This is a genomic window from Algoriphagus yeomjeoni (genome assembly GCF_003259505.1).
In the GTDB taxonomy this organism is placed as follows: Bacteria; Bacteroidota; Bacteroidia; order Cytophagales; family Cyclobacteriaceae; genus Algoriphagus; species Algoriphagus yeomjeoni.
In genome coordinates, this window is record NZ_QLLK01000003.1 from 268,755 (window position 1) to 294,934 (window position 26,180).

Consider the following 26,180-nt stretch of genomic DNA (forward strand, 5'->3'; position numbering starts at 1 on the left):
CGATCAATAAGCTGGGAATTCCTGCCTCAACCCCTTAAACTGATCAATCATTTCCCATTTTGGTCTGTAATAAGTATTCAGAAGTCTTCCTCCAACGGCACCATTTTCAATAACATTCAGTGCAGCAGCTAAGCGAAGATCACTTTGATCTCCCCAGTTGAATTGAGGAGAATCGCCCACCAAAAAATCAGCAGGAAATCCATCAAAATAATCAGCTTTGCCCTCAGCATTTGCAGTAGCAAATGTAATAGGGACTAGCTCTACATTGTTGTCCTTGAGCGTATTGTAGTAGCTCGAAAGTGGGAAAGAACCCACCGGCTTACCAAAAGTGTTATCTCCGACTAAGGTGATATCAACGTACGGGTTCAATGAATTAATGACCAATTCGGACGCTGAGGCAGAGCCTCTAGAAGTAATGAAGATCAAGTTGTCCAAATTCAAACTTCCGATTTTCTTGAAATTCACAGATTTCTCAAGATTAGTTTTCAAGGAATTCAGCTTATTCGTGTACATTAATTTATTCGAATTGGAAGCCTGAATCAGGTAATTATTGATTTGCTCTGCGACTGCCACCGAACCTCCGCCATTGTATCTCAAGTCAATGATCAACTCATCAATTCCTGCATCTGTGAAAAATGCCATTGATTCATCTACCTCTAGACTTTTGGTAGGAGACTGACCTGCTGTAGCTTTAAAACTTTGGTACACCCAGTAACCAACTTTTTTACCCTTGACATCTATGACTTCTTGATGCAATACCGAGTTGGATTGGTACTCTGCCTTTACATTTGATCTAGTGGTAGTAGAACCATCCGGTAATTTGAAGGTGAAGGAATTGGTAATCCCTGGATCGGTAGGCCCTAGCTGAAAATCATACCCTCCCGAGGCTGTTTTGTAGGCTGATAGGGGCTTTCCATTAATTTCTAAAATTTCCCAGCCACGCTGCCAGCCATCAAGGCCTGCGGGAGCTTGATCATATACAAAAGTTAAATATAATCTCTCCGTGGCATCGAAAGCAAAGCCAAAGCCATGGCCTGCATTTCTTCCTACAAAGGCATTATTAAACGCTTCCTGTGTAGTGAGATAGGAGAATCTATCTAGTGGCTTGAAAATAATTGCATTCAGTAATTCCTCATTGGAAGCATAATCAGCTGTGTTGACTACAGCTGGAAGTTCCTGATTCCAGAAATACCATTCTTGCATAGCTTCAAAAATAGCACCTCTCACTAAATCGGATTGAGGGTCTGGAACGATCTCCTCTTTATCACGGCATGACCAAAAGAGAATGATTAATAGTCCGAAAATCCATTTTGAGTTTTTCATAAGGTCAAGCTTAGCTGTTAACTTTATTAACTACGAGTGAGAGGTGCTTTTAGATTTAGATTAGATAGCGATATCGTAAACTTGGACTTTTTTCCACATGTGTGAATACTTCTCTATAAACTCCAAATGTGTAGGATCTGTTTGGTACACTAACTGATCTTCCAAACTGTCAAAATAAGCAGTGCAAGCGACTTGAAAGCTATGGTCAACTACGCCTCTATCCTCTGTGGCTGCAGGTGTGCCTGCGATGAATTTGCCAACAGTTTTGCAGCGACCAAGCATAGGTACAGCTTCAGTAAGAAATTCTTGTGTATTGGCAGTGTCGTGAAGCCAAAAATAAACTTGATGAATCATTTTTTGTTTTGCCATTTCTTTAGCGATTGTAGTAATAGGTAAGATAGCGGTAGCACTTGCTACGCCTACGGTTTTTATAAATTGTCTTCTTGTTTTCATTTGCAAAGGTTTATGGTTTGAAGGAATTGCAGGTTTTTCTAACGGACAAAAATCAGGATTAACCGTGATTCTAAAGATAAAAATTTAAATTACTTTTAGATAATCAGGCGATTTTTTGCCTTCCTTTTGAATTTTAACTCCCTTTTTTCAATAAAACACTTACTATGAATTATAGAATCTTAGGAAATACCGGATGGCAAGTATCAGAAATCGGCCTGGGAACATGGCAAGTAGGTGGTGGCTGGGGAAGCCCTTTTAATCCAAAGATTGCCGAAGATATTCTACATGCTGCATTTGATAAGGGGATTAATTTTATCGATACGGCGGATGTGTATGATGCGGGACTCAGCGAGGCAGCGGTAGGAGAGGCTGTGAGGCAAAGATCAGAGAAGGTCTATGTGGCTACCAAATGTGGAAGACGGATTCAGCCTCATATCAATGAAACGTATTCTGTCGAAAAACTACGTCGTCATGTGGAGGATAGTCTGAGGAATACTGGCTTGAATCGTCTGGATTTAATTCAGCTGCATTGCCCACCCACTTCGGTATACAAGCGAGATGAGGTTTTTGGCCTATTTGAGAAATTGCGAGCTGAGGGAAAAATAGCTGCAATGGGCGTCAGTGTGGAGAAAGTGGAGGAAGCTAAAATTGCCATGGAATATGATATTGTATCAACAGTTCAGGTAATATTCAATATGTTTCGGCAGAAACCGGCTGAAGAGCTTTTTGCGCTTGCTTCTGCCAAAAATATAGGATTGATTGTTCGGGTTCCGTTGGCCAGTGGACTGCTCTCGGGAAAAATCACCCCTGAAACAACTTTCTCCAAAGATGATCATCGGCATTTTAACCGAGAAGGAAAAGCTTTTGACAAAGGGGAGACATTTTCGGGAGTTCCTTTAGAAAAAGCATTTCCAGCTTTAGAGGAGCTAAAAGAGCTTTTCAAAGGAGAGGAAGCCGTAGCGGCAATAGCATTGCGCTGGATTCTAATGTACAATGAAGTGAGTGTGGTGATTCCCGGAGCTTCCAAGTCGGCTCAATTGGAATCAAATGTAGCGGCTGGTCAACTGCCTCCTTTTACCAATGAACAAATGGTGGCGGTGAAGACTATCTATGATAAATACATCCGTGAGGAGGTTCATGGGCAATGGTAAACCAAAACAAACTACACTATATGACTGGGATAAAAAAAGCACGCCTCTTTTTGATAGTATTATTCATCAGTACTTCAGTTGTCAGCGCGCAAAACACTACAATTTCAGTAGAAGGTACCGGTGAAATCAGTGAAAAACCGGATGTAGGATTTTTGAATATTACTGTGGAGACGAAAGATCCGAAGTTTGGAGGTGCCATCACCCAGCTCAATACGAAGACCGACAGTTTGTATGCTATACTTTCAGAGTTGGGGTTTGAAAAAGAAAAAATCAAAACCTCAGACTTCAATGTTCGGGAAAATTTTGTGTTTTCAGACAATGCACGTTTCAAGGATGGGTTTATTGGTGTTCAACGGATTGAAGCTGAATTTCTTTTTTCCAAAGAACAATTAGGTGCCATAATCAATCGCTTTGCCGATGGAGGAACAAGTATGCAGTTTAATTTTAGCTTTGGTATCTCGGATGAGAAATTGAAGCAACTTAAAAAAGAACTAATTAAAGAAGCTATTCAGGATGCGACGTCTAAAGCTGAGCTAATTGCCCAAAACACAGGGAAAATTCTCGGAGAAATAGAAGAGATCACTTACTCTAAGGCTGATCGTTTGCCAGGGATAATGCTAAGAGGGAACTCTGTAGGTTATGGTTCGAGCCAAGGGCAATCAGCAGGCTTTGAAATCAAGAGTATTGATCTAACAGATACTATCCTGATCAAGTGGAAGGTGAAGTAAGCGTTAGCGGCTCTTTCAGGTTACTATGAAAATTGGTGTTCAGCAGGGTTTGTACTTCGTGATTCTAATTCGTCTCTGCGTTAAAAACCTACAAAAAAATCCCTCAAACTTTCATCTGAGGGATTTCTATATCTTGACTTTAGAATCTTGATTCTAAAATCTGTTTAAGCGTCTTTCTTCGCCATTCTAGTTCTTTCTCCTTCGTCCAAATAGATTTTTCTCATCCGGATAGACTTAGGAGTGATCTCTAGGTACTCATCCTTTTGGAGGTAGAAAAACAATCAGGGTCTAGCTTTTTGATCTTAATCTCTTCACAAACTATCTATTTTTCCAAAGAATATGTTTTTGATATCTTCAAACTAATTTGTTTTTACTGATATATATATATATATATAGGAGGAGTTAAAGTTATTATCAACTCTATAAATTTTATGATTATGAAAAAATTAATTTCAGGTATCAGTTTTATTCTGCTGTTTATGAGCTTTGGATTGACGTCAGAATTAAGAGCTTCAGATGGGTGTAATCCCCCGACTACGCCTAATTGCCAAACATTGGCTCCTGCGGAAGGAAGCCAAGCTACAGCTGTAGCTTGTGAGGGTAGAAATGGAACATTTACTTTTTATGTCTGCTCCTCAAACCCTGATCCTAGCGGAGCATGTGCTGGTCCTGCGGATGACTGTGGAAGTGTAATTTAAACTTAAATCCCTTGTCCTTAAGGACAAGGTTTTTTTCTATGAAAATTCCTAAAGAATTAATTATTGCTATTATCCTATTAGCATCTATTTCTTGTACCAACGAATCTAAGGTACAGGAGGAAGTTGATGATTCGGCTTTTGTTAAAATTGATAGTTTGGTTTTAAAGCTAGATAGCTTATCCTCTTACGATTACCGCTTTTTTGACATAGGAAATTTCGATTTTGGTGAAGGGCTGATCATCTTGAATGATCGGTATTTTTCTTTGGATGTCTATAACCTTGCTGAGGGAAAGCTCGCCAAACGAATTGATTTGCCTAGAGAGGGACCTATTGCTTTAAGTAAAAATCAAGGGATTTCCTTTCATTCAGTGGACAGTATTTTCGTCTTTTCATACATGATGTTGTCTAACTCGGGGATAGTAAGCGAGTCTGGAGAAATGGTCAAGGTTTTTAAGCCTAAAATCATAGAGGAGTCTATTTTTGATCAGATACTAAACCATGCGTCTACCAATTCAATGCCCACGCTTAAGCTTGGTAATAGCCTCTTATTTAATAATTTGTCTATGAGAAGCCCTAGAAGTCCCTCGGCATATTTTGAGGAAGTTTATCCCAATTTTGAAATCGATTTGGATTCTGATTCTTTGAGATTTACCAAACAAATTAATTATCCTTCAGAGTATTTTTCCCATACTTGGCCAGAGTCTTTTGTTTTTCACTCCAAGGCAGTGAATGATGAGGGGGAGGTTGTGGTGTCTTGGCCAGCAATAGATTCCCTTTTTGTATATGATGCTGATTTAAACTTGAAGAAAAGTGTTCTCAGTAAAAGTGCCTACAAGAATAATACGTTCAATTCGACGGTTGCTTTATCTCAAGAAGACGTATCTCGTGCTGTTTTGACAAATTCACATTACCCCTTACTATTCTTTGATTCATGGAGAAATGTATACTATAGATTTGTAAATATAGGGGGAGATTATAACCCAGAAATGTTAGTAGGTTCAAATTCGGTTCTGAAAAATGAATTTTCGGTAATGATTTACGATCGTGATTTTAATAAGATTGGAGAGCAAAAATTTCCTGCTGAAGTATATAATCAATACATGGCATTTGTTTCTAAAAAAGGGTTGTATTTACCTAGAACTAATTTTTATTATGAAGGAATTAATGAAGACCAAGTCAAATTTGATGTATTCCTTTTTGAAAAGTAGAAGTTGGGTTTTTGCTTTTCTACTTTGTCTTTCTTGCCAGAATCAGCAGAAGATAGGTGTAGAAGAAAAGCAAATTCTTGCTAAATCAGATTCATTGGTAGTTGACCAAATTATAGATTCAGTATTTTATTTTGCTGATGATTTTTCTGAATGGGTGAATTACCAGTCTGTTCAAGATGTTGACTTTTTTCATATTCTGGGTAGGGGAGAATTGATCTTCAGCAAGGGGAAAGGCAACTTTGACATATTGTCAATGATGAAGCCAGACACTTTGGGAGGTTCTGTAATCAGGAGAAATTTCTACTCACGTCCTGACTTTACTAATGCAGGATTGTATTACCTGCGAAGTCCAAACGAGTTTGTGAAATTATCCTGGGAGGATGTGAAGTCTGAAAGTGTATTTTTCCAAAACAATGGATTTTCATCTCATAGTAAAGTTTTCCAGCAAGATGAAAACTCATTTTATTCCATTTCTAGAAACTCATCAACCGATGAATGGTGCGTCTGTAAGTTATCATTAGAGGATAAAAAGCTTGAGCCACTCATTGTAATGGATATGAGTGATATTACTCATTTTGACATGAATGGTCAGGATATGTATTTGCTTCCTAAAAATTTACCCGAATTTTATAGGCTGAGTTTAGATAATAATTCTTTAGATACATTTAAAATAGAGGGACAGAGGGTTAGAGATTTCTCACTAAAGGAAGAAAAACCTAGAGATTATTTTTCGCTTTCGATGCGGGATAGAATAAAATATGTTGGTGATAGCAACATTGACTTTCAATTCATTGATGGATTCATTATACAAATCCTGAAAATTTATAGAGATAGCGGAAGTAATGAGTTTGAAAAGAATTTATTGATTGTCTATAAAAATGGAAAGATTGTTGAAAAAATTGTTCCTGCTGGTGTTCTCAATTTAGATCAGAACGGCAATGTCCATTTTCTCAAAGAGGTGAATGATCTTACTTATATAATTACAACGCCAGTTTTAGATCTCGTCGGTTGGCAATAAAAAAATCCCTCAAACTTTCGCCTGAGGGATTTGGATATCTTGACTCTAGAATCTTGGTTCTAAAATCTATTAAGCGTCTTTCTTTGCCATTCTAGTTCTTTCTCCTTCGTCCAAATAGATTTTTCTCATCCGGATAGACTTAGGAGTGATCTCTAGGTACTCATCTTTTTGGATATATTCCATAGATTCTTCCAGAGAAAACTTCTTAGCTGGTACGATTCTCACGTTGTCATCAGAACCAGAAGCACGCATGTTGGTCAATTTCTTGCCTTTCTGCACGTTTACCACGATGTCATTGTCACGGGAATTTTCTCCGATCACCTGACCTGTGTAAAGCTCATCTCCTGGATCTACGAAGAAAGTACCTCTGTCCTGAAGTTTGTCGATCGCATAAGCAGTACACTGTCCGCCTTCCATAGAGATCAATGATCCGTTAGTTCTGCCTGGCATAGTTCCTTTGAAAGGCTCATAAGCAGTGAATCTGTGGTTCATGATTGCTTCACCCTGCGTAGCAGTAAGCATGTTGTTTCTCAATCCGATCAAACCTCTGGAAGGAATGTTGAATTCCAAGTGCTGAAGATCGCCTTTTGGCTCCATGATCAGCAATTCACCTTTACGCTGAGTTGCCAATTCAATCACCTTACCTGCAGTCTCCTGAGGTACATCTACTACCAAAGTCTCGATAGGCTCGCATTTCACACCATCGATTTCTTTGAAGATCACCTGAGGCTGTCCTACTTGTAGCTCGTAACCTTCTCTTCTCATCGTTTCGATCAAAACTGACAAGTGAAGAATACCACGTCCGTAAACCAGGAATTTATCCTCAGAATCGGTAGGCTCTACACGAAGTGCCAAGTTTTTCTCAGTTTCTTTCATCAAACGATCTCTCAAGTGACGGGAAGTCACGAATTTTCCTTCTTTACCGAAGAAAGGAGAGTTGTTGATCGTGAAAAGCATATTCATCGTAGGCTCATCGATAGAGATTCTAGGAAGAGCTTCTTGATTTTCCACATCAGAGATAGTATCACCGATTTCGAAATCATCGATTCCTGTCACCGCACAAATATCACCTGCAAATGCTTCTTCTACACTATTTTTGCCCAAGCCTTCAAATGTGTGAAGTTCTTTCACTTTCATTTTCTTCACTGAGCCATCAGCTTTCATCAAAGCGATTTGCTGATTTATTTTGATTGTTCCTCTTTTGATTCGACCGATCGCAATACGACCTACGAAGCTGGAGTAATCCAAGGAAGTGATCTGCATCTGAAGAGTACCTTCTTCAATTTTTGGAGCAGGAATGTGATCAACGATTGCATCCAACAAAGGAATAATAGAATCGGTTGGGTTTTTCCAATCAGGACCCATCCAATTTTGCTTAGCCGAACCATAAAGCGTCTGGAACTCCAATTGCTCTTCAGTAGCGTCTAGGTTGAACATCAATTCCCATACTGACTCATGAACCTCGTCAGGGCGACAGTTTTCCTTGTCTACTTTGTTTACCACTACGATAGGAGTCAAGCCTAGGTCTAGCGCCTTACCCAATACAAATCGGGTCTGTGGCATAGGTCCTTCGAATGCATCCACCAAAAGGATCACCCCATCAGCCATCTTCAATACCCGCTCTACTTCACCACCGAAATCGGCGTGACCAGGAGTGTCAATAATGTTGATTTTAGTGTCTCTGTAGCGTACAGATACGTTTTTGGATAGGATGGTAATTCCTCTTTCTCGCTCTAGATCATTGTTGTCTAGAATCAAGTCGTCGAATTGCTGATTCTCTCTAAAGATCTTGGAAGCGTGGATGATTTTATCCACGAGTGTAGTTTTGCCGTGGTCAACGTGTGCGATGATCGCGATATTCCGAATATTCTGCATGGTTTGCCTGATTGAAGGCGCAAAAGTACGAATAATATTTTGGAGTAAGGTTATAGAATTGTAAAATCTAAGGTTAAAAGTCTGAAATACCGTGAATTGAAAAGTGATTCGAGTCTTGTAAAATGTAATGAGAGAATTAGTTTATCCCTCATAAATAGCCTGAAGCTTTCTGGTTTCGGCGATGGATCTGTTGAGAACTTTAGGTATTAAAAAGACTGAGATAAAACTCAGAAAGACAACTATGAGCGTGAGGTAGGTGCTGATACTTTGGAAAGTAAACTCAAGAGAATAATTGGGATTCTCAAGAAAACCCATTCCATAGATATTGAATTGGAGCAGTGTATTTAGAATTACAAATGCATTCAATGAGCTTTTAAAGGCGACATAATTCTTCAGCTTTTTACTGATTTTTCTATAGTGAATAAACATCCCCACAAGACCGGCTAAAAAGAAAACCATTCCCAAAACCGGCAAACTCAATTCATAACCAAATGGTCTCGTGTTCACACTCAACCAATACAAAATAAATCCTACAGCAGCTGGGTAGATAATTCTGAAGCTCGTAAAAAACTGTACAAATTCCTCCCAGAAAAATCTTCGATAACGCCTCTCGATGCTTTTGGTATAAGACTCAGCCAGATCAGAAAACCCAAAAATTCCAAACTCCCCATGCACTTTTCGAAAAGCATCGTCCAGTGCCATCTCGGGATTTTTCTCCAAAAGCACTTCCACTTTGCAAGCCACATGATCCAAGATCTCGTATTGCAAATCGATCTCAGGATAGCCTTTGTAGGAAATCAGTTTTTTGAGGGTGGTGATTTGAGAAGGGGATAGTTTCAAGTTGTCCTAAGTTTTTTGGTTTGCGAAACAACCTCTGAAAGTCCAGCGATAAATAGAAGTGAAAGTATAAAAGTGATCAGATAAATTGCAGCAAGAGGTGATAAGCCAAGCCAAACCATGAAATCAAGATTGAGCACAAACTGGGAAATACAGATCATAAGCCAAAGTGTATTTCCTGCGGATAGTACTTGAGAGTTTTTTAATAACCCGCCCCAAAACCCCAATAGTGCAAAACCTACTGTAGTGCTAATGAAGATTGTTTTAATATGCTTTTCCGCTACTTCAGGGCTCCAATCAAAAAGATAGATGAAAAATAAGGAAACTGCGAAAAGCGGAATGCTTTTCAATAGAATCGATCCTTTCAGCATATTTGAAGCTATAGTTTTAAGAAAGCCTAGGTGAGAGGATATCAAAATCATCCTTTGAAAAGTCGAGGGTTTAATCTCTTTTCTAACTTCTGACAAAGACCTTTCGAAAGACATTCCTGCTTCCATTGCGTCTTCTACTTTTGACGCCATATGATCGACTAATTCTGCTCTGATATCATCATAATAGATATTTCCTCCAGAGAGGGATGACTGTATTTGAGCGATTTGCGAAAGGGAGAGTTTCATATCAGTGCAGTTTTAGATTTGATCTTCCAGGCTTCATAAATGCTCAATGAATGTAAAACCATCAAAAAGCAAAAAACTATGCTTAATAGGTTCAGGATTGAATCAGGTATCATTTCTGTCCATCCAAATAGTCTAGGAACATTAAGAAAGAGGTTATAAAAGTGAAGTGGGAAGACAATTGAAACCGTCAGTTTTGAATTAAAAATGGAGGTGATTTTTTTCACATGTTTATCTAGAAGATTCCTAATTGGAGACATTCTCTCACGGTTTTGGTAATTCACGAAAAGCGCGAATCCAGCTAAGTAGACAATCGGTAATCCGAAAAGAAGCAATATCTGAGCTTTGAAAGTTAGCAAATTGACTAATAGGCTTAGAATAACCACAATTGAAATGGTGAAGATAAACCTTGGCCAAGTAAAATATGATTTGATTACCTGCCATTGTGTTGAGCGAAGGGAGCTACTGATTGATTTTTCCAGGTCATATTGAAGTTTTTTGCAATAGGAAGAAATCCATTGCTCTTCGAGTTCGGTTAGTTGCCTTTCGAAATCTGAACTTTCAAACCCCTCCAGATGACTTATATAATGATCATAGATCTCCATTAGAATTTCTGCCGAAGTCAAATCTTTGGCTGCAATAGCTCTTTTCACCTGATCAAGTTCCTGTTCTGATAGCCGTCTCATAGTTTAAAAAAAATCAAATGTTAAAACCTGGTTTAAGACCTGGAGTCAGAATTCGCTGAAGGTTTTCTACGAAGCCCTGCAATTCAGACATTTTACTGGTGACTTCCTTTTGACCGTCTTTGGTTAGGCTATAATATTTTCTCACGCGGTTATCCACCTGTTGGATCTCAGTACTCAGCAACCCTTCAGCCTCCAATTTGTGTAGTGCAGGGTAGAGCGCACCTTCGGTGATCTTGATCTCACCTTCAGTCAGTTCTTTTACTCGTTGTGTGATCTCGTAGCCATACATGCGTTCATTCTCCTCCAGAAGCTTGAGAATGATGGTTTGGAGCGAGCCTTTGATTAGATTGTTATTGGACATGGGATAGCTGTTTTTACCTAGCTTCTTCAAATATATAGAAAAATTATATACATAAGAATCTGAGGCATCATTTTTACAGGCATTTGTTAGAAAGGAATTTTGTAGGATTTTAATGGGCGTTTGATGTTCGATGCCCGATGTTTGATGTCTGGTGCGGCGATCATCGGTCACCCGACATCGGACATCGGACTAATTATCTAAACAAACTCTTTCTTTCTTTCCTAAATTTCCACACTTTTCAAGAATGGACTACCAGCAGCTAATAGAAGAAGTGTACCAAGAGGTGCAATCAGAGAACCTAAAAGGTAAAGTGGCTGACTACATTCCTGAAATCGCCAATGTAGATCCAAATCAGTTTGGGATAGCGCTGGTGGATCTGAAAGGGAATGTATATGGTGTCGGAGATCATCAGGTCCCCTTTTCTATTCAGAGTATTAGCAAGGTTCATACGCTTACGATGGTTTTTCATCGCTTTAATTCCAAGCTATGGACTCGGGTGAATGTGGAGCCAAGTGGAGATCCCTTCAATTCCATTGCACAGCTGGAATATGAGAAGGGAATCCCGAGAAACCCATTTATCAACGCAGGAGCTTTGGTGATCACTGATGCACTGTGTAGCAAGTTCGAAAACCCAATAGATCAAATCACAGACTTCATCAATGAGCTGACAGGGGAAAGCTGCGTTAAAATCAATGCAGATGTCAAGAATTCAGAGATGGCGCACGGGGAGCGAAACACAGCTTTGGCTTATTTTCTGAAATCATTCAAGAACTTTGACAATCCAATCGATGAAGTGCTGGAAGTATATTTTTCCCATTGCGCCATGGAGATGAGTTGCGTAGATCTCGCAAAATCCTTTTCCTTTCTTGCAAATGATGGGTACTCCATTTTTGCCAACCGTCAGATTCTATCAGAGAGCCATGCAAGACGCGTGAACGCCGTGATGCTAACTTGTGGCTTTTACGATGAAGCAGGTGAATTTGCTTTTAGAGTAGGGATGCCGGGTAAAAGTGGGGTGGGAGGTGGCGTAGCGGCCGTTATGCCGCATAAGTTTAGCATCGCCGTGTGGAGTCCGGAGTTAAATGAAAAGGGGAATTCTGTCAAATCGATTCGGGCTTTAGAGCTTTTGACGGATAAATTAGCCTTCTCCTTATTCTAGATTTCTACCTTCGCGACCTTGCTGTGTAAGTCACCCATCATCATCAAAGCAGCAGAACCATACCATTCTTTCAGATCCATTTTCAGTACGCCAGCTTTGATGGCAGGGTCAGATGCGGTAAGTTCTTCAGCCTCTTCCAGACTTTCAACTGCAAAGAAGAACAGCCCTCTCAATTCCTCATTTCCAAAGAAAGGACCAGCCATTACCATTTTTCCTTCTTTTGCCAAGCGGTTGATATTTGCCATGTGCCCAGCTTGAATCTCTGTTCTTTGCTCTTCGGTATAATCCTGAACTCTATCTCCTCGGTAAAGAAAAGCGATGACATATTTCTTCATTCCGTATTCATCGGCACCAACTTCGGAAGCAAGAGCTTCGTCATATTTGGCGGTTTGAGCATGTGAATAGGAGGATCCGTAAAGTGAAATAATTAATATAAATAGAAGCTTTTTCATAGAGAATTAAGTTTTTAAATGCGTTGCTTTTCTGGAGGAAAGTGAAGCCAAGAATTTGATCGAATGTAGTAATTTATTCCTAATTGAATAGGATCTGGTAGAGTGGTTTGGCAAGTCAAAGTTGTAAATATTTCTCGCTCCACTTTGCCCAAATTGGGATTAGATAGGGGCGGATTGAGTATGGTTCTTACTGTTGATTCAGCTTAATTTTCTCTAGAATCAGAAGGGGAAAATAAATCTTTAACAAGCAAAAGCTAATGGTTTGGCACAGAGTTCTTCACCCATTTTCAGTTTTTCAATGAGGTCTAAAGCTTTTCTTTTTGACTTTTGAATAGTTGAAAATAGAAGCAATTTGACAGATAACTAGAAGGGGAAGCTCAGGGTATTTCGTCTTTTTATTATCACAGATTTCACAATAACTGGGTCTCAAACCTTAACCAACTAGCTAGGATTTAAGCCTACTTTGAAGTAGAAAAGCGATGTCCCAAATACAGAATATTATACTGTCAGGCATAAGCTCGTTTTCTTACAGCAACTTTCTAGTTCCAAAAAAACGTCTACTTGCTTAGTAATCTTTACTTAGTATTAAATGCCTTAAGTGATTGATTATATGTGTATTAAAGGTGGTTTAGGGTTAACGTAATTTGCTTGGGCTAAAAAGATTAGATTAGGCTAAAAATCCCGCATCAATGGTTTGCAGAACTAAGAGGTGTTGGAGAAATTAAAAACTACCTAATTTTAATAATTACCATTAGTAATGTTGTTGTGAGCATTACTCCGAACTGTATTTGTTTTATTCGTGTTGAGTCAACTAATGAGTTTTAATTCAGATTTTTTTAATTTTCGCTTTATTAATCCATCTCCCTAACCATTTCAATTTTGTATGCAATCAACAGCGATCTATAAAATACTTTTGCTTGATGACGATAGGATTCAGAAAATTTTACTTGAGAAAAGACTGATCAAAATTAATCCAGGAATTGAAATTGTTTATTTTGATATGCCTGATAAAGCCTTAGAATATCTGAAGTCTGAATCTGTGGATTTAATTTTGTCGGATTTGAATTTACCTGAAATGAGTGGATGGGAATTCGTGGAAGAGGCTTCTAAATTTAGTCCTGATTCGCGTGTGATTTTACAATCAGGCTCAGTGGACTCGGAGCAATATCAGCGGGCGACTTCGGATATACGAATTAGTGAAATTTTCGAAAAGCCCTTAAGCGAATCTGACTTGAGAGCAATCCTTGGACTTTGAACTATTTTAGAACTATCCTTATCAATAATTTAATTAATTTCGAGCCATCAGAAAGAATGTATGACTGAAAAAGCAGAAGATAGAAAGCCCCTGCTTTCAAAGAAAATAGATAAGTTTTTTACCGGACTGGCGGACGCTTGGAACTTTGTGCGAAGGTTTTTCAAGGAAGTTTTTATACCTCCTTATGAATTTAAAGAGGTGGTGCACCAGTGCTATCGTATTGGTGTAGAATCATTGCCTTTGATTGCGTTGACTGGATTCATCGTAGGTATTGTGTTTACAAATCAATCCCGACCTTCCTTATCAGAATTTGGTGCAACCTCTTGGCTGCCTTCTTTGATTTCAATTGCAGTAGTTCGTGCGATGGGTCCATTGGTGACGGCATTAATCGCTGCGGGTAAAGTCGGTTCAAGCATCGGCGCAGAGATCGGTTCCATGAAGGTAACCGAGCAGATTGACGCGATGGAAGTTTCGGCTACCAACCCTTTCAAGTTTTTGGTGGTAACTCGCGTATTAGCTACCACCTTTATGATTCCTGTGCTGGTAATGTTTACAGATTTTGTAGCCTTGATGGGGTCTTTTCTAAGTGTGAATGCTAACGAAAATGTGAGTATGCTCACCTTTTTCATTCAGGTTTTTGATGCAATCAGTTTTCTGGATATCATTTCATCCGTGTTGAAGGCATTGCTCTTTGGCTTCACTATAGGAATAGTAGGATGTTATAAAGGATATAATTCTTCCAAAGGAACAGAGGGCGTTGGCCGTGCAGCAAATGCTGCGGTGGTCATGGCGATGTTCCTGATATTTATTGAAGAGCTACTGGTTCTTCAGATTGTGAATGCAATTCGAATGATGTAAGCCATGGAAGAGAAAGTAATAGAAGCGCGCAATTTGATGAAGTCATTCGGTGACCTGGATGTACTGAAGGGAGTAGATTTGGATCTGTTAAAAGGGGAAAACCTTGTAGTTTTGGGAAAATCAGGTTCAGGTAAATCTGTCTTGATTAAAATTATGGTAGGTCTTTTGAAGCAGGATTCAGGAGCTATGAGAGTTCTGGGAAAGGATGTGGCAAACCTAGGAGTGAAAGAATTGAACAAGTTAAGATTGAAAATCGGCTTTTCTTTTCAGAATTCAGCACTCTACGACAGTATGACGGTGAAGGAAAACTTGGAGTTTCCTTTAGTCAGAAATATCAAAAACCTGTCAAGAAAGGAAAAAGATAAGAAAATCGAAGGGCTTCTCGATAGTGTGGGCTTACCGCAATCAATCAATCAAATGCCATCCGAACTTTCCGGCGGTCAGAAGAAAAGAATCGGTGTAGCTCGGACGTTAATTCTGGAACCGGAAATAATGCTTTACGATGAACCTACCGCTGGTCTTGATCCCATCACTTGCATGGATATCAATAATCTGATCGTGCAGGTACGTGAAGAGTACAACACGTCGTCCATTGTGATTACGCACGATTTGACCTGTGCCAAAGTGACTGGGGATCGTCAAGCAGTATTGTTGGATGGACAATTTGATGCTGTCGGGACATTTGAAGAAGTATTTCCTCACGCAGAGGACAAACGTATAAAATCATTTTACGATTATAATTTTATCAACTCATGAGAGGCGAAAATAAGAGATCAGTCATTGTAGGGATTTTTGTCTTTATAGGCATAGCGATACTTGTGGCAGGAATTCTGACACTTGGAGGTCAGCAGAAAAAATTTGTCAAATCGATACAGCTTAAAGCTGTATTTGATGACATCGGGGGTTTACAGGCGGGCAATAATATCTGGTTTTCTGGAGTGAAAATCGGAACAGTGCGTAAAATCAACTTTTACGGAGACTCCCAGGTAGAAATAGAAATGAACGTGGAGCAAGAGGTAGTGGAATTTATCAGGAAAGATTCCAAAGCTACAATCAGTTCCGATGGGTTGATCGGCAACAAAATCATTATGATCTATGGGGGTACCACTATGGCGCCGCCGGTAGAAGACGGAGACAGACTGGAGTCAGTAATGCCGCTGGATACCGATCAGATGATGGAAACACTTCAGGTGAATAATGAGAATCTGGTAGAAATTACAGGAAACCTTAAGAATCTTACAAGCAAATTGGCTGAAGGAGAAGGAATGGTAGGAGCAGCGTTGACAGACTCTCTATTGGCAGAAAGCTTTAGAGCAATAGTCAAAAACCTTGATCAAGCTTCAATAAACAGTAATCGCATGATTGCTGAGCTTCAGAACTTCACTAAAAAATTGAATCAAGAAGGCAATCTTTTCAACGATCTAGTTACGGATACGACCATGGCTAGTGAGCTGAAGCAAACTATGGAAAGTTTCAAACAAACTGCTGCTAATTCAGAGGAAATGACTCAGAAACTGAGTGCAATCACTGATAAGTTTAATGATCCTAATAATTCTTTTGGAATGTTATTGAACGATCCAGAATTTGCCGAAACCTTGAAAAGCACGCTGGAGAATACTGATTCTGCCACTTACAATCTGAATCGTGGAATGGAAGCACTGGAGTATACCTGGCCATTTAATAAAGGCTTTAAACGTAAGCAAAAAGCTGAAGAAAAAGAGAACAACTAAGAGAAAAAGAAAAGTTGTAGTTAATCCTCTTCAAGCCCGCGGGAAATTTTTTCGCGGGCTTCTTCTTTTTCGGATCCATTTGCTTTCATCGTTTCTGTATCATTTGACGGAGTTAAAACAGCTTTTAAGCTTATTGGAAAATGGTCTGAGCCGATTCCTTTTTGAACTTTCAAGCTAGCCAAACCGAAGTGTTTGCTTAAAAAGATATGGTCCAAAGGCCAACGGAACAAAGGTACTTTTGCATGAAAGGTATTGAATAAGCCTCTTCCTCGGCGAGGATCAGCCATCTCAGAGTTTTTCAAAAATAGCTCCGTAGTATAGCTCCATGCCACATCATTCAAATCTCCGATGACTAAAGAAGGCTTCGGGTTTTCTTTGGATTTTTTTCCTACCATCAATATTTCAGCATCTCTCTCGGTACTTTTTTCATTTTCTCCTGGTACGGGAGGTGTGGGATGAATCGCATATATGGTAATTATTTCCCCATTTCGGAGCTTGATATCCAATTCCAACGAAGGGATTTCTTCATCAATCAGGTAATTTATTTCCTGCCGTACGATTTCCATTCGGGTATAGAGTAGTAACCCATAAGTATTGTCTAAGGGGATTTTGACTTGAGCGGGATAGTTTTTTTCTATTTCTGAAAGACCCTTTTCCCAGGCTTTATCTGTTTCTACAAAGAATATCAAATCCGGATTTACATCACTAACCAAACTTACAGCTTTGCTATATTCCTTATTGTATTGATAGACATTACCCACAAGTATATTTATTCCTGCCTCTTCTGAATAAGGGACGGTTTCTATCATTTTCTTGCCCAATGGAGTGAATGGCCATACTTTACTCAGAAGGTAGGCTGAAGTAACCGTTAGTGCGAAAATCCAATAGAAGGGCTCTGGAGTTGATTCTACGGTCAAAGTGAAGGTCCAACAAACAATTAAAATCAAGGTGAAAACAAATTTTTGAAGTCTAGGGTAATCAAATACTCTTATCCACCAAAAGTCTAATTTGACCAAAGGAAAAAATGTAGCTAGAATAAAAAATGCGGTGAATAATCGAAGTATGAATAGCCCCATGAACAGTTTAATTATCTTAAGTTAAATTCAATATGGTAAAATTAAGTGTTGTTTTGGCAGGAATTTGGGACTTAAAGTTAGCCTCAATGGAATCCAAACACGCTAATTTGAGTTATTACATTGGATCCTTTTTTCACTTAAATCCTTTTTTACCATGAGCCAAGACCCGTACCAAATTAAAACTACACTAAAAACTTCAACTGGTGAACATACTTATTGGAGTTTGGAGAAACTTGAAGCAAGTGGGCACCCTGTAAAGCACTTGCCTTTTTCTATTCGAATACTCTTGGAAAATGCATTACGGAATTTTGATGACTTCGCGATTACAAAGGAGCATCTGGATACGCTGATCAATTGGTCACCAAAACCCTCGGATAAGGATATTCCCTACAAACCAGCCAGAGTGCTGATGCAGGATTTTACAGGAGTACCTGCTGTAGTAGATATCGCTTCATTAAGATCTGAGGCGCAGCGAAAAGGCAAGGACGCTAGCACAATTAATCCTTTGATTCCAGTGGATCTGGTGATTGATCACTCCGTGCAGGTGGATTACTTTGGTACAAATTATAGTTATCAGAAAAATGTAGAAAAGGAGTACGAGCGAAATTCGGAGCGCTACAAATTCCTGAAATGGGCCCAAAAGACTTTTAATAATTTTTCAGTAGTTCCTCCAGGGATGGGGATTTGCCATCAGGTCAATCTTGAATATCTGGCTCAGGGAGTAATTGAGCGGGATGGGATGGTTTTTCCAGATACGCTAGTTGGTACAGATTCTCATACTCCTATGGTGAATGGTATTGGCGTAGTCGGTTGGGGAGTAGGAGGAATAGAAGCGGAAGCGGCGATCCTTGGTCAGCCGATTTATTTTATTATGCCGGAAGTGGTAGGGTTGAAGCTCACAGGCAAATTACCAGCAGGTACAACCGCTACAGATATGGTGCTGACCATAACCGAATTGCTGAGAAAACATGGGGTAGTGGGCAAATTTGTAGAGGTCTTTGGTCCAGGTTTGGATCACCTTTCGGTCCCGGATCGCGCCACGATCTCCAATATGTCTCCTGAGTTTGGCTGTACAGTTTCGTATTTCCCTATTGATGATCGCACATTGGATTATATGGGAAAAACCAACCGTTCAAAAGATCAGATCAAACTGGTAGAAGAGTATTGCAAGTCAAATTTACTTTGGAGAAAAGACGAGGATTTGATCCAATATAGTTCTGTGGTAGAGTTGGATTTGGGAACAGTGGAGTCTACAGTTTCTGGTCCAAAACGTCCTCAGGACAAGATTTTGGTAAGGGACTTCAAGCCAAAATTTGAAGAATTGCTACATTCCGTACATGGTAGAACCTATATCCCAATTGATAAAAGAGAAGAAGTTGCCCGTTTCGTAGAAGAAGGAGGAGGGCAGACAGAAGATCAGTCAGATGCCAAAGCACCGGCTGAAACAGAGATTAAAACGAAAATCAAGAACGGCTTGAAATCAGTTTCTGTAAAGCTTCACAATGATAAGTTCGAACTTTATGATGGCTCCATCGTGATCGCGGCGATTACTTCCTGTACCAATACCTCGAATCCTTCTGTGATGCTAGGAGCAGGTTTGGTTGCCAGAAAAGCTAGGGAATTGGGCGTGGACGTGAAGCCATGGGTGAAAACCTCCTTGGCTCCAGGTTCAAAAGTGGTGACAGATTACTTAGAAAAAGCTGAACTACTGGAAGATTTGGAAGCATTGAAATTCCATACGGTAGGTTACGGCTGTACTTCGTGTATTGGGAATTCAGGTCCACTTCCTAGACATATTGCGCAAGCAGTAGAAGATAATGACATGGTGGTAGCTTCTGTGCTTTCTGGGAATAGAAACTTTGAGGCGAGAGTACACCCGCAAGTGAAAATGAATTACCTCATGTCACCTATGCTGGTGGTGGTCTATGCCATCGCTGGACGAGTGGACGTGGATTTATATAACGAACCAATTGGCTACGATCCAAATTTGGAACCGGTTTACATGAAGGATATCTGGCCTACAAATGAGGAAATAGCCGAGGTAGCTAGAAAAGTCCTTACTCCGGATGATTATGAGAAAAGCTACGGAGAGATCTTCGAAGGAAATGAAATCTGGAAGGAATTGCAGTCTGGAGAAGGGGAAATTTACCCTTGGGACGACACCAGTACCTACATCAAAGAGGCTCCGTTCTTCAAAGGAATTTCAGTTGATGTGCCGGAGGCAAAAGATATAGTAAATGCACGTGTTTTATTGAAATTGGGTGACTCGATTACGACAGACCATATTTCTCCAGCAGGATCATTTAGACCAGACACCCCAGCAGGTAAATACCTAAATGGTCGCGGAGTGGAGCGACCTGATTTCAACTCTTACGGTTCGAGAAGAGGAAATGATGAGGTAATGGTTCGTGGTACTTTTGCCAATGTGCGGATCAAAAATCAATTGAGTACTCAAGAAGGTGGATTTACTACTTATGCTCCTTCCGGGGAAGAAATGAGTGTATTCGAAGCATCCGAAAAATATCAAGCAGCATCAATTCCCTTAGTTGTCTTGGCAGGAAAAGAATATGGCTCGGGATCTTCCCGTGACTGGGCGGCAAAGGGAACCACTTTGTTGGGAATCAAAGCCGTAATCGCTGAAAGTTATGAGCGTATCCACCGGAGTAACTTGGTAGGAATGGGCGTTTTACCACTTCAATTCTTGCCGGGAGAAAATGCCGAGAGCTTAGGCTTAACAGGCAAAGAGGAGTTCAGTATTCTTGGAATTGAATCAGGATTAACTCCAACTCAAAAGTTTCAGGTGATAGTCAAATCAGATTCTCAGCAGAAGAAAATCGAAGTGCTATCTAGATTAGATTCAGAAGTAGAGATTGCTTACTACAAGCATGGAGGGATCTTGAATTATGTGCTGAGAGACTTCTTGAAGGATTAGAAGAGTTGGATGTTTGATGCCGGGTGACCGATGCTCGCTGTAGCATGAGTTGAATCTCCCTTATGTAATTTTATCTTTTTATGAAAGCAAAACCCGTCAGAAATGGCGGGTTTTTGATGTCTTAAAGGATTTTTAAAACTTATTAATGTTTGAAGGTATTTCCATCGCTGGGTATTCTCCCATTTTTTTGGGGGAGTTATAATGTAGGTTTTCACTTTAATCCAAATCCCTTTTATCCCGGAAGATAAACCTTATTTTTGTGACTCATTCCTTTTAAACTAAGAACCGATGAACGCAATTAATCCTACCAAAACGCCTGCATGGGCAAGGCTGCAGCAGCTTGCCGAAGATCATAAAAACATGACTATTTTATCTCAGTTTGAGGAGCAGGGTCGCTTTGATAGCATGAGTTTAACAATGGGAGATATTTTGGTCGATTTTTCTAAAAATAGGCTGAATCAGGATATCATGAAGTCTCTGTTTGACCTAGCTGTTGAGTGCAAACTGGACGTGGCAATCGAAGACATGTTCACAGGAAAGCCGATAAATGTCACTGAAGGCAGAGCTGTATTGCACACAGCATTAAGAAGTCCTGCTGATGAGGCCGTAGTGCTGGATGGTCATAATATCATGGAAGATATCTCAGCTGTCTTGAAAAAGATGAAGACTTTTGCTGACAAGATCCAGAATAAGCAATGGCTAGGCTATACTGGCAAGCCGATCAAATCACTGGTGAATATCGGGATTGGAGGTTCTGACCTTGGGCCAGTGATGGTGACAGAGGCATTGAAGCCTTTCAAAAACCCGGACATTGAATGTTACTTCGTTTCTAATGTGGATGGAACTCATATCGCGGAAACGCTGAAGAAAGTAGATCCGGAAACCACACTTTTCTTTATTGCATCCAAGACGTTCACCACGCAGGAAACTATGACCAACGCGCATTCTGCGCGTAATTGGTTTTTGGAACATGCAAAGGATGAATCTGCAGTGGCGAAGCATTTCGTAGCACTTTCTACCAATGCCAAGGCAGTAGAGGCATTTGGGATTGATACCGCCAATATGTTTGAGTTTTGGGATTGGGTAGGAGGAAGATATTCCCTTTGGTCTGCGATTGGTTTGCCGATTGCTTGCACCGTGGGTTTTGATAATTTTGAAAAGCTTTTGGAAGGTGCACATGCTATGGATAAGCATTTCCGCCAGTCTCAGTTTGATAGCAATATCCCGGTTGTTCTCGCGATGATAGGTATTTGGAATACCAATTTCCTAGGTGCAAGTTCTGAGGCGATCCTGCCATACGATCAGTATATGCACCGTTTTGCAGCCTATTTCCAGCAGGGAAATATGGAAAGTAATGGCAAATACGTAAGCCGTTCCGGTGAAAAGGTGAATTATACCACAGGGCCTATTATCTGGGGTGAGCCTGGGACAAATGGTCAGCATGCTTTTTATCAGTTGATTCATCAGGGTACGCATTTGATTCCTTGTGATTTCATCGCACCAGCGATTTCCCACAATCCTATAGGAGACCATCATCAGAAGTTGCTTTCTAACTTCTTTGCGCAGACAGAAGCCCTAATGAACGGTAAGTCTCTGGAAGAGGTAAAAGCAGAAATGAAAGCCGCTGGTAAATCAGCAGAGGAAATCGAAAAAATTGCTCCTCATAGGGTTTTTGAAGGAAATCGTCCTACCAACTCTATTTTGGTGAAGGAGATTACACCGTTTACACTAGGGGCTTTGATTGCCATGTACGAGCACAAAATCTTTGTGCAGGGTGTGATTTGGGATATTTTCAGCTTTGACCAGTGGGGAGTCGAGCTAGGCAAAGTGCTGGCATCTGGTATTCTTCCAGAGCTCAAAGGAGACGAGGAAGTTACCGCACACGATGGCTCCACCAATGGCTTGATCAATGCTTACAAGAAAATGAGAAAGTAATAATTCTCCATGGCCTGCGTCTATCAGACCGAGGTTGAGGAATGAAAACAAAATCCCGATTCTAAAAAAGAGTCGGGATTTACTTTTTCTAGTGCAGGCACTAACTTTTTAGAATATCAGGCTGCTTATTGACCTCGAAGTTAAACACATCCTTTCTCGAATAATGTCCGACTACGTCAAAGTCTAATTTACTTTTTGCCAAAACTGAAAAATCCAACTCGGCAATCAGCAGCCCTTCTTCATTCCAAAGTGGTCCAGCCAGGATCTCACCCATAGGTGAAATAATCACACTTCCACCTGAACTCATGATTTCTGGTTCGTCTTTCAAATCATCTTGGTATTTTTCTGGATAATCTGACCTGCGTACAAATTGGTTAGCTGCCAAAACAAAGCAGCGTCCTTCTAATGCGATGTGCTGCATGGAATTTTGCCAGGATTCCCTAGAATCTGCAGTAGGGGCAAGGTAAATTTCCACACCTTGATTATACATTGCCATCCGTGCAAGCGGCATGTAGTTTTCCCAACATAGTAGCCCACCAATTTTCCCTAGTTGAGTATCAAAACTTACTAATGTACTTCCATCACTTTCCGCCCATATGTAGCGCTCCAGCCCTGTAGGCTTTAATTTTCTGTGCGTGCCCATCAGTTTGCCTAGATTGTCAAAATACAGCAAAGAGCAATAGAGAGATCCGCCAATGCTTTCTTTTTCTGTTATGCCTAAGCCGACAAAAAGATTAGCCTTTTGGATTGCTTCACTGATCTTTCTTATGCTTTCGGAAAAGACCTCTACGCTATTGTTCCAATAATCTAACCATTGGTTTCTACTCTTGTCCGTGCGTCTTCCGATGATCGCATCAAAATCCAGTCCTCTTGGGTAGCAGGGGATGAATGACTCTGGAAACAACAGCAATTGGCATCCATCATTTGCACCTTTTTCAATCCAAGAAATAACCAAATCTACCGACTTCTCAAGGTCAAATAGGGCAGGAGTGGCTTGCACCACGCCAACTTTAACGATTTTATTATTAGTCATAGTTTTACTAAAATAGCAATTACGATTGCTAAAACCTCAAGCCTTTTTTATCTAGAGTATAGGTAAAAACCACCTAGCCTTTTGTAGGTGTCCTCGTATTTCTAGTTTAATGGATTGAGCTTTGGATTAGAATAAGCTTTCGTCTTGGTAGATAATTGTATAAATAAACCCTTTGAAAAAGTTAGCCTTGTCAATTATCCTAATTTATTTAGTTGTATCAAGTTCAGGTATTTAAGGCTATAGACTAGGTCAGATATAAAAAGCAAAATCACGATCCTTAGGAAAACCGTGATTTTGTATGATAGATAAAACCCTTTTGATATTCTCCTAACCACCTGCGAAAATATAGGCACATCCATGTTCCTGAGCTCTTCCTAAAGCCCAAACTCCTGAAGGTACTCGGTTGACTCCTGGCAGTACACCCTTGACCATATCGGCATAAACATCCTCTGTTTTCATATTCATTTTCGCAGCAATTCCTGCACTATTTACTTGCAAGGCTAGATCACAAACACAGAACATAGCGCCTCTACCTATAAGATCTTTTATTCCTTGAATTTGTGGCATTGGAAAATCTCCCGGTTTTGGATCATAATATGGGTTTCTCAAGGAAGGATTACCCGTAGCTGGGTCTTGTACATCCAATGCTTCTCCAAGCTTGTATTTTGCCCAAACCCAATCTTCTAGAGCAAAACCAACTCCGCTATGCCGAAGAACGGTCATTGCAGTGATATCAGAATCCGGGCTATCAGTTTGATTGTTAGTAAGGTAAAATACCCAATTCCAAATAATCGCAAAGCCATCATGTGGAGTGGAGCCATCATACACTACTCGATGAGTGCCTTTGATGTTTTTGAACCATTCATCTGCTTCGTGCAGTGAAGTTTCACTGTCTTTTGCTGGGTTTCCCAAGGCGGGATTCGCTAGCCCAGCAAGGCCTCCTACAGCTGAGCCAAGTGCAATTTTTTCGATAAAATTTCTTCGAGAATTACTATTTTGATCTTTCATATAAAAATAATTTAAGTTAAATAAATACTAATCTGAACTAAGGGCTTTTAAAAAATTAATTAATGAATATAACTATTTTAACTGGTTAATTCTATTATATATTTGAATTATAGCGTGTTAATCTGGAGTTAGTTTGTGCTTGATCTAAAGTTGACTTTTCAATTAATTGAAAATCTAATTAGAGTAATTACCATTTCTAAGATGAATTGTAAATTCTTAAAATAATACTATTCTATTTTTAGCTTCAAGCCTTTCGCTTGTTCAATTAAAAGGGAAAAGTGCATTTCAAATTGAAACAAGCGATTAGGTAATCAGTTAGATAAGGTATAATTAAGTACATATGAACAAATCAATTTTCTATTTTCTATTTATTACCATTTTTTGCCTCAATTTTTCCTGTCAGGCTCAGACAACAAGCGATGCCACATACACTTTCAAAGATGCAAGCCGGGATGGTACTGGTAAAGTCTATTTAGGAAGAGAGATTTCCCAGGTGATGGGTTTTGCTGGGAAAGCCTGGCTGGAAAGAGCTGAGCGGGAGCGGGAAGAAGGTATTTCCTTGGCTTTGAAGAATCTACCTATTGATGCGAATAGTGTCCTTGCAGATATAGGAGCAGGTTCTGGCTATTATACTTTTCGAATAGCTCCTTTGGTGTCAGAAGGGAAGGTTTATGCGGTAGATATTCAGCAGGATGCCGTTACTTACATTAAAAACCGAAGTAAAGAACTTGGTATTGCAAACGTAATTCCGGTGCTGGGAACTGAGAAGTCCCCCAACTTACCTGAAGGCGAGATCGATCTGGTAATCATGGTCGATGTGTATCATGAGCTGGCTTATCCGCGGGAAATGCTCAGTGCAATTTACAAGGCTCTCAAACCAGACGGAAAGATTTTATTGCTGGAATATAAGGGCGAGGATCCTAGTATTGCAATTAAGCCACTTCATAAAATGACTGAAAAGCAGGCCAAAAAGGAGCTTAAAGCCAATGGATTCGAATTTGTAGAAAATGGAAAATTCTTACCAATTCAGCATTATTTGATCTTCGAAAAGGCTGATTAAGTAAAGCTGCCAATCTCGTGTAGAGCGCAAATTTGAGTCAAGGATTGAATTTACTCAGGTAAAAGCTAAGGTCGCTTTTCCTTGTATTTGCCTTGAGAATCTACAGGAATGGCGGAATTGCTTTAGTTTAATTTGACTAATTTGCTTCACTTCTAACAATACTATATCTCTATGAAATTCCTTGTTTTCTTTCTAATTCTTTTAGGTAGTTTTTCCACCTTAGTCCATGCTCAGGATTTCAGAGGCCCAGATAAAAGCCCAATGGATGTCGCTTACTTACCGGATAATTTTGCCCATGATCGTAAAGCGGGAGAAGAAGCAATAGCCAAAGTATACTACAGCAGACCAAACAAGTCTGATCGAGTGGTTTTTGGAGGAATTGTTCCATTTGGGAAAGTGTGGAGAGTGGGAGCTAATGAAGCGGTAGAATTCAAGGCATTCAAAGACTTGACAATAGGTGGCAAAGCGCTCAAAGCAGGTACTTATTCTCTATTTGCAATTCCAGGAGAAACAGAATGGACTATCATTATCAGTTCTGATCTGGATTACTGGGGAGCATTTAAGTATGAGGAAAGCAAAGATGTGACCCGTTTCACAGTCGAATCTCAGTCGCTCCCGAAAACTGTGGAGGCATTTTCGATTCGATTTGAAGACTTAGGAAATAATACAGCAGTAATGCGATTGGGCTGGGATCAGACGATGGTAGAAATCCCTGTTTCTTACTGATCCT

At 40.0% G+C, this 26,180-nt stretch carries 25 protein-coding genes and 1 pseudogene; 14 read left to right on the forward strand and 12 right to left on the reverse strand.

Translation table 11 applies throughout. From position 1 onward, the window contains the following. Nucleotides 1-3 precede the first annotated feature (3 nt). Both LV83_RS06715 and LV83_RS06720 read right to left on the reverse strand, forming a co-directional pair. On the reverse strand, nucleotides 4-1,323 hold the full coding sequence (locus tag LV83_RS06715; RefSeq protein ID WP_111610773.1) for a S41 family peptidase: 1,320 nt from the start codon (nucleotides 1,321-1,323) through the stop codon (nucleotides 4-6). Between the two features lie 60 nt (nucleotides 1,324-1,383). After that, nucleotides 1,384-1,776 carry a Dabb family protein gene (locus tag LV83_RS06720; protein WP_111610774.1) on the reverse strand — a complete coding sequence of 131 codons (393 nt, stop codon included), beginning with the start codon at nucleotides 1,774-1,776 and terminating at the stop codon, nucleotides 1,384-1,386. A gap of 164 nt (nucleotides 1,777-1,940) precedes the next feature. On the opposite strand from LV83_RS06720, the gene LV83_RS06725 reads away from it, so the two are divergent. Together LV83_RS06725 and LV83_RS06730 are read left to right on the forward strand one after the other, a co-directional pair. Next, nucleotides 1,941-2,927, forward strand: coding sequence for an aldo/keto reductase (locus LV83_RS06725; RefSeq protein ID WP_111610775.1), 987 nt, complete (start codon nucleotides 1,941-1,943; stop codon nucleotides 2,925-2,927). 20 nt (nucleotides 2,928-2,947) lie between these two features. Beyond that, complete coding sequence (locus tag LV83_RS06730; RefSeq protein ID WP_158530528.1) at nucleotides 2,948-3,655, forward strand: SIMPL domain-containing protein; 708 nt, start codon at nucleotides 2,948-2,950, stop codon at nucleotides 3,653-3,655. 164 nt (nucleotides 3,656-3,819) lie between these two features. On the opposite strand, the pseudogene LV83_RS21780 reads toward LV83_RS06730, so the two are convergent. Next, nucleotides 3,820-3,927: pseudogene (locus tag LV83_RS21780) on the reverse strand (hypothetical protein); the annotation flags it as partial. Between the two features lie 165 nt (nucleotides 3,928-4,092). Here LV83_RS21780 and LV83_RS06735 point away from each other — a divergent pair. The 3 genes from LV83_RS06735 to LV83_RS06745 are packed head-to-tail and all read left to right on the forward strand — an operon-like array spanning nucleotide 4,093 to nucleotide 6,579. After that, nucleotides 4,093-4,353, forward strand: coding sequence for a hypothetical protein (locus LV83_RS06735; RefSeq protein ID WP_111610777.1), 261 nt, complete (start codon nucleotides 4,093-4,095; stop codon nucleotides 4,351-4,353). A 38-nt stretch (nucleotides 4,354-4,391) separates the two neighbouring features. Next, nucleotides 4,392-5,561 carry a DUF4221 family protein gene (locus LV83_RS06740; protein WP_111610778.1) on the forward strand — a complete coding sequence of 390 codons (1,170 nt, stop codon included), beginning with the start codon at nucleotides 4,392-4,394 and terminating at the stop codon, nucleotides 5,559-5,561. Next, entirely contained in the window at nucleotides 5,506-6,579 is a 1,074-nt protein-coding gene (locus LV83_RS06745) for a hypothetical protein (protein ID WP_111610779.1), read from the forward strand. Before LV83_RS06740 ends, LV83_RS06745 begins: the two co-directional genes overlap by 56 nt. 69 nt (nucleotides 6,580-6,648) lie before the next feature. Here LV83_RS06745 and typA read toward each other — a convergent pair whose 3' ends face one another. The 5 genes from typA to LV83_RS06770 all read right to left on the reverse strand — a co-directional run bounded on the left by typA (nucleotide 6,649) and on the right by LV83_RS06770 (nucleotide 10,952). After that, nucleotides 6,649-8,454: a translational GTPase TypA gene (gene typA / locus LV83_RS06750; RefSeq protein ID WP_111610780.1), complete on the reverse strand. Its 1,806-nt coding sequence runs from the start codon at nucleotides 8,452-8,454 to the stop codon at nucleotides 6,649-6,651. A 141-nt stretch (nucleotides 8,455-8,595) separates the two neighbouring features. Continuing rightward, nucleotides 8,596-9,294, reverse strand: a complete 699-nt coding sequence (locus LV83_RS06755; RefSeq protein WP_111610781.1) for a hypothetical protein — start codon at nucleotides 9,292-9,294, stop codon at nucleotides 8,596-8,598. Next, complete coding sequence (locus LV83_RS06760; protein WP_111610782.1) at nucleotides 9,291-9,908, reverse strand: hypothetical protein; 618 nt, start codon at nucleotides 9,906-9,908, stop codon at nucleotides 9,291-9,293. Before LV83_RS06760 ends, LV83_RS06755 begins: the two co-directional genes overlap by 4 nt. Next, complete coding sequence (locus LV83_RS06765; RefSeq protein WP_111610783.1) at nucleotides 9,905-10,591, reverse strand: hypothetical protein; 687 nt, start codon at nucleotides 10,589-10,591, stop codon at nucleotides 9,905-9,907. The genes LV83_RS06760 and LV83_RS06765 overlap by 4 nt, the downstream gene beginning before the upstream one ends. 13 nt (nucleotides 10,592-10,604) lie before the next feature. Next, entirely contained in the window at nucleotides 10,605-10,952 is a 348-nt protein-coding gene (locus LV83_RS06770) for a PadR family transcriptional regulator (RefSeq protein WP_111610784.1), read from the reverse strand. A 244-nt stretch (nucleotides 10,953-11,196) separates the two neighbouring features. Here LV83_RS06770 and LV83_RS06775 point away from each other — a divergent pair, with 244 nt between their 5' ends. Further along, entirely contained in the window at nucleotides 11,197-12,111 is a 915-nt protein-coding gene (locus LV83_RS06775) for a glutaminase (RefSeq protein ID WP_111610785.1), read from the forward strand. Here LV83_RS06775 and LV83_RS06780 read toward each other — a convergent pair. Then, nucleotides 12,108-12,563 (reverse strand): YciI family protein, encoded by a 456-nt coding sequence (locus LV83_RS06780; protein WP_111610786.1) that lies wholly within the window; start codon nucleotides 12,561-12,563, stop codon nucleotides 12,108-12,110. The genes LV83_RS06775 and LV83_RS06780 overlap by 4 nt on opposite strands. A gap of 883 nt (nucleotides 12,564-13,446) precedes the next feature. On the opposite strand from LV83_RS06780, the gene LV83_RS06785 reads away from it, so the two are divergent. The 4 genes from LV83_RS06785 to LV83_RS06800 are packed head-to-tail and all read left to right on the forward strand — an operon-like array spanning nucleotide 13,447 to nucleotide 16,406. Continuing rightward, nucleotides 13,447-13,818 (forward strand): response regulator, encoded by a 372-nt coding sequence (locus LV83_RS06785; protein WP_111610787.1) that lies wholly within the window; start codon nucleotides 13,447-13,449, stop codon nucleotides 13,816-13,818. A gap of 60 nt (nucleotides 13,819-13,878) precedes the next feature. Further along, the gene (locus LV83_RS06790) at nucleotides 13,879-14,676 is read left to right on the forward strand and encodes an MlaE family ABC transporter permease (protein WP_111610788.1); all 798 of its coding nucleotides are present in this window, start codon (nucleotides 13,879-13,881) and stop codon (nucleotides 14,674-14,676) included. A gap of 3 nt (nucleotides 14,677-14,679) precedes the next feature. Continuing rightward, nucleotides 14,680-15,432, forward strand: coding sequence for an ABC transporter ATP-binding protein (locus LV83_RS06795; RefSeq protein ID WP_111610789.1), 753 nt, complete (start codon nucleotides 14,680-14,682; stop codon nucleotides 15,430-15,432). Further along, nucleotides 15,429-16,406: an MlaD family protein gene (locus LV83_RS06800; RefSeq protein ID WP_111610790.1), complete on the forward strand. Its 978-nt coding sequence runs from the start codon at nucleotides 15,429-15,431 to the stop codon at nucleotides 16,404-16,406. Before LV83_RS06795 ends, LV83_RS06800 begins: the two co-directional genes overlap by 4 nt. Nucleotides 16,407-16,426: 20 nt before the next feature. Here LV83_RS06800 and LV83_RS06805 read toward each other — a convergent pair whose 3' ends face one another. Continuing rightward, nucleotides 16,427-17,482, reverse strand: a complete 1,056-nt coding sequence (locus tag LV83_RS06805; protein WP_111610791.1) for an endonuclease/exonuclease/phosphatase family protein — start codon at nucleotides 17,480-17,482, stop codon at nucleotides 16,427-16,429. Between the two features lie 154 nt (nucleotides 17,483-17,636). On the opposite strand from LV83_RS06805, the gene acnA reads away from it, so the two are divergent. Next, the gene (gene acnA, locus LV83_RS06810; RefSeq protein ID WP_111610792.1) at nucleotides 17,637-20,414 is read left to right on the forward strand and encodes an aconitate hydratase AcnA; all 2,778 of its coding nucleotides are present in this window, start codon (nucleotides 17,637-17,639) and stop codon (nucleotides 20,412-20,414) included. 288 nt (nucleotides 20,415-20,702) lie between these two features. Continuing rightward, entirely contained in the window at nucleotides 20,703-22,349 is a 1,647-nt protein-coding gene (gene pgi / locus LV83_RS06815; RefSeq protein WP_111610793.1) for a glucose-6-phosphate isomerase, read from the forward strand. Between the two features lie 100 nt (nucleotides 22,350-22,449). Here the strand turns inward: pgi and LV83_RS06820 are convergent, their stop codons facing one another. Together LV83_RS06820 and LV83_RS06825 are read right to left on the reverse strand one after the other, a co-directional pair. Continuing rightward, a complete protein-coding gene (locus LV83_RS06820; RefSeq protein WP_111610794.1) occupies nucleotides 22,450-23,382 on the reverse strand; it encodes a carbon-nitrogen hydrolase family protein in 933 nt (310 codons plus the stop codon). 327 nt (nucleotides 23,383-23,709) lie between these two features. Continuing rightward, the gene (locus tag LV83_RS06825; RefSeq protein WP_111610795.1) at nucleotides 23,710-24,390 is read right to left on the reverse strand and encodes a Tat (twin-arginine translocation) pathway signal sequence containing protein; all 681 of its coding nucleotides are present in this window, start codon (nucleotides 24,388-24,390) and stop codon (nucleotides 23,710-23,712) included. A gap of 340 nt (nucleotides 24,391-24,730) precedes the next feature. On the opposite strand from LV83_RS06825, the gene LV83_RS06830 reads away from it, so the two are divergent. Both LV83_RS06830 and LV83_RS06835 read left to right on the forward strand, forming a co-directional pair. Further along, nucleotides 24,731-25,450, forward strand: a complete 720-nt coding sequence (locus LV83_RS06830; RefSeq protein WP_111610796.1) for a class I SAM-dependent methyltransferase — start codon at nucleotides 24,731-24,733, stop codon at nucleotides 25,448-25,450. Nucleotides 25,451-25,621: 171 nt separating this feature from the next. After that, nucleotides 25,622-26,176, forward strand: coding sequence for a DUF2911 domain-containing protein (locus tag LV83_RS06835; RefSeq protein WP_111610797.1), 555 nt, complete (start codon nucleotides 25,622-25,624; stop codon nucleotides 26,174-26,176). Nucleotides 26,177-26,180: the final 4 nt, after the last annotated feature.

Coding starts and splice junctions, on each gene's coding strand:
- LV83_RS06715 (WP_111610773.1), bottom strand. CDS start 1,323: ATGAAAAACTCAAAATGGATTTTCGGACTATTAATCATTCTCTTTTGG.
- LV83_RS06720 (WP_111610774.1), bottom strand. CDS start 1,776: ATGAAAACAAGAAGACAATTTATAAAAACCGTAGGCGTAGCAAGTGCT.
- LV83_RS06725 (WP_111610775.1), top strand. CDS start 1,941: ATGAATTATAGAATCTTAGGAAATACCGGATGGCAAGTATCAGAAATC.
- LV83_RS06730 (WP_158530528.1), top strand. CDS start 2,948: ATGACTGGGATAAAAAAAGCACGCCTCTTTTTGATAGTATTATTCATC.
- LV83_RS06735 (WP_111610777.1), top strand. CDS start 4,093: ATGAAAAAATTAATTTCAGGTATCAGTTTTATTCTGCTGTTTATGAGC.
- LV83_RS06740 (WP_111610778.1), top strand. CDS start 4,392: ATGAAAATTCCTAAAGAATTAATTATTGCTATTATCCTATTAGCATCT.
- LV83_RS06745 (WP_111610779.1), top strand. CDS start 5,506: ATGAAGGAATTAATGAAGACCAAGTCAAATTTGATGTATTCCTTTTTG.
- typA (WP_111610780.1), bottom strand. CDS start 8,454: ATGCAGAATATTCGGAATATCGCGATCATCGCACACGTTGACCACGGC.
- LV83_RS06760 (WP_111610782.1), bottom strand. CDS start 9,908: ATGAAACTCTCCCTTTCGCAAATCGCTCAAATACAGTCATCCCTCTCT.
- LV83_RS06765 (WP_111610783.1), bottom strand. CDS start 10,591: ATGAGACGGCTATCAGAACAGGAACTTGATCAGGTGAAAAGAGCTATT.
- LV83_RS06770 (WP_111610784.1), bottom strand. CDS start 10,952: ATGTCCAATAACAATCTAATCAAAGGCTCGCTCCAAACCATCATTCTC.
- LV83_RS06775 (WP_111610785.1), top strand. CDS start 11,197: ATGGACTACCAGCAGCTAATAGAAGAAGTGTACCAAGAGGTGCAATCA.
- LV83_RS06780 (WP_111610786.1), bottom strand. CDS start 12,563: ATGAAAAAGCTTCTATTTATATTAATTATTTCACTTTACGGATCCTCC.
- LV83_RS06785 (WP_111610787.1), top strand. CDS start 13,447: ATGCAATCAACAGCGATCTATAAAATACTTTTGCTTGATGACGATAGG.
- LV83_RS06790 (WP_111610788.1), top strand. CDS start 13,879: ATGACTGAAAAAGCAGAAGATAGAAAGCCCCTGCTTTCAAAGAAAATA.
- LV83_RS06795 (WP_111610789.1), top strand. CDS start 14,680: ATGGAAGAGAAAGTAATAGAAGCGCGCAATTTGATGAAGTCATTCGGT.
- LV83_RS06800 (WP_111610790.1), top strand. CDS start 15,429: ATGAGAGGCGAAAATAAGAGATCAGTCATTGTAGGGATTTTTGTCTTT.
- LV83_RS06805 (WP_111610791.1), bottom strand. CDS start 17,482: ATGGGGCTATTCATACTTCGATTATTCACCGCATTTTTTATTCTAGCT.
- acnA (WP_111610792.1), top strand. CDS start 17,637: ATGAGCCAAGACCCGTACCAAATTAAAACTACACTAAAAACTTCAACT.
- pgi (WP_111610793.1), top strand. CDS start 20,703: ATGAACGCAATTAATCCTACCAAAACGCCTGCATGGGCAAGGCTGCAG.
- LV83_RS06820 (WP_111610794.1), bottom strand. CDS start 23,382: ATGACTAATAATAAAATCGTTAAAGTTGGCGTGGTGCAAGCCACTCCT.
- LV83_RS06825 (WP_111610795.1), bottom strand. CDS start 24,390: ATGAAAGATCAAAATAGTAATTCTCGAAGAAATTTTATCGAAAAAATT.
- LV83_RS06830 (WP_111610796.1), top strand. CDS start 24,731: ATGAACAAATCAATTTTCTATTTTCTATTTATTACCATTTTTTGCCTC.
- LV83_RS06835 (WP_111610797.1), top strand. CDS start 25,622: ATGAAATTCCTTGTTTTCTTTCTAATTCTTTTAGGTAGTTTTTCCACC.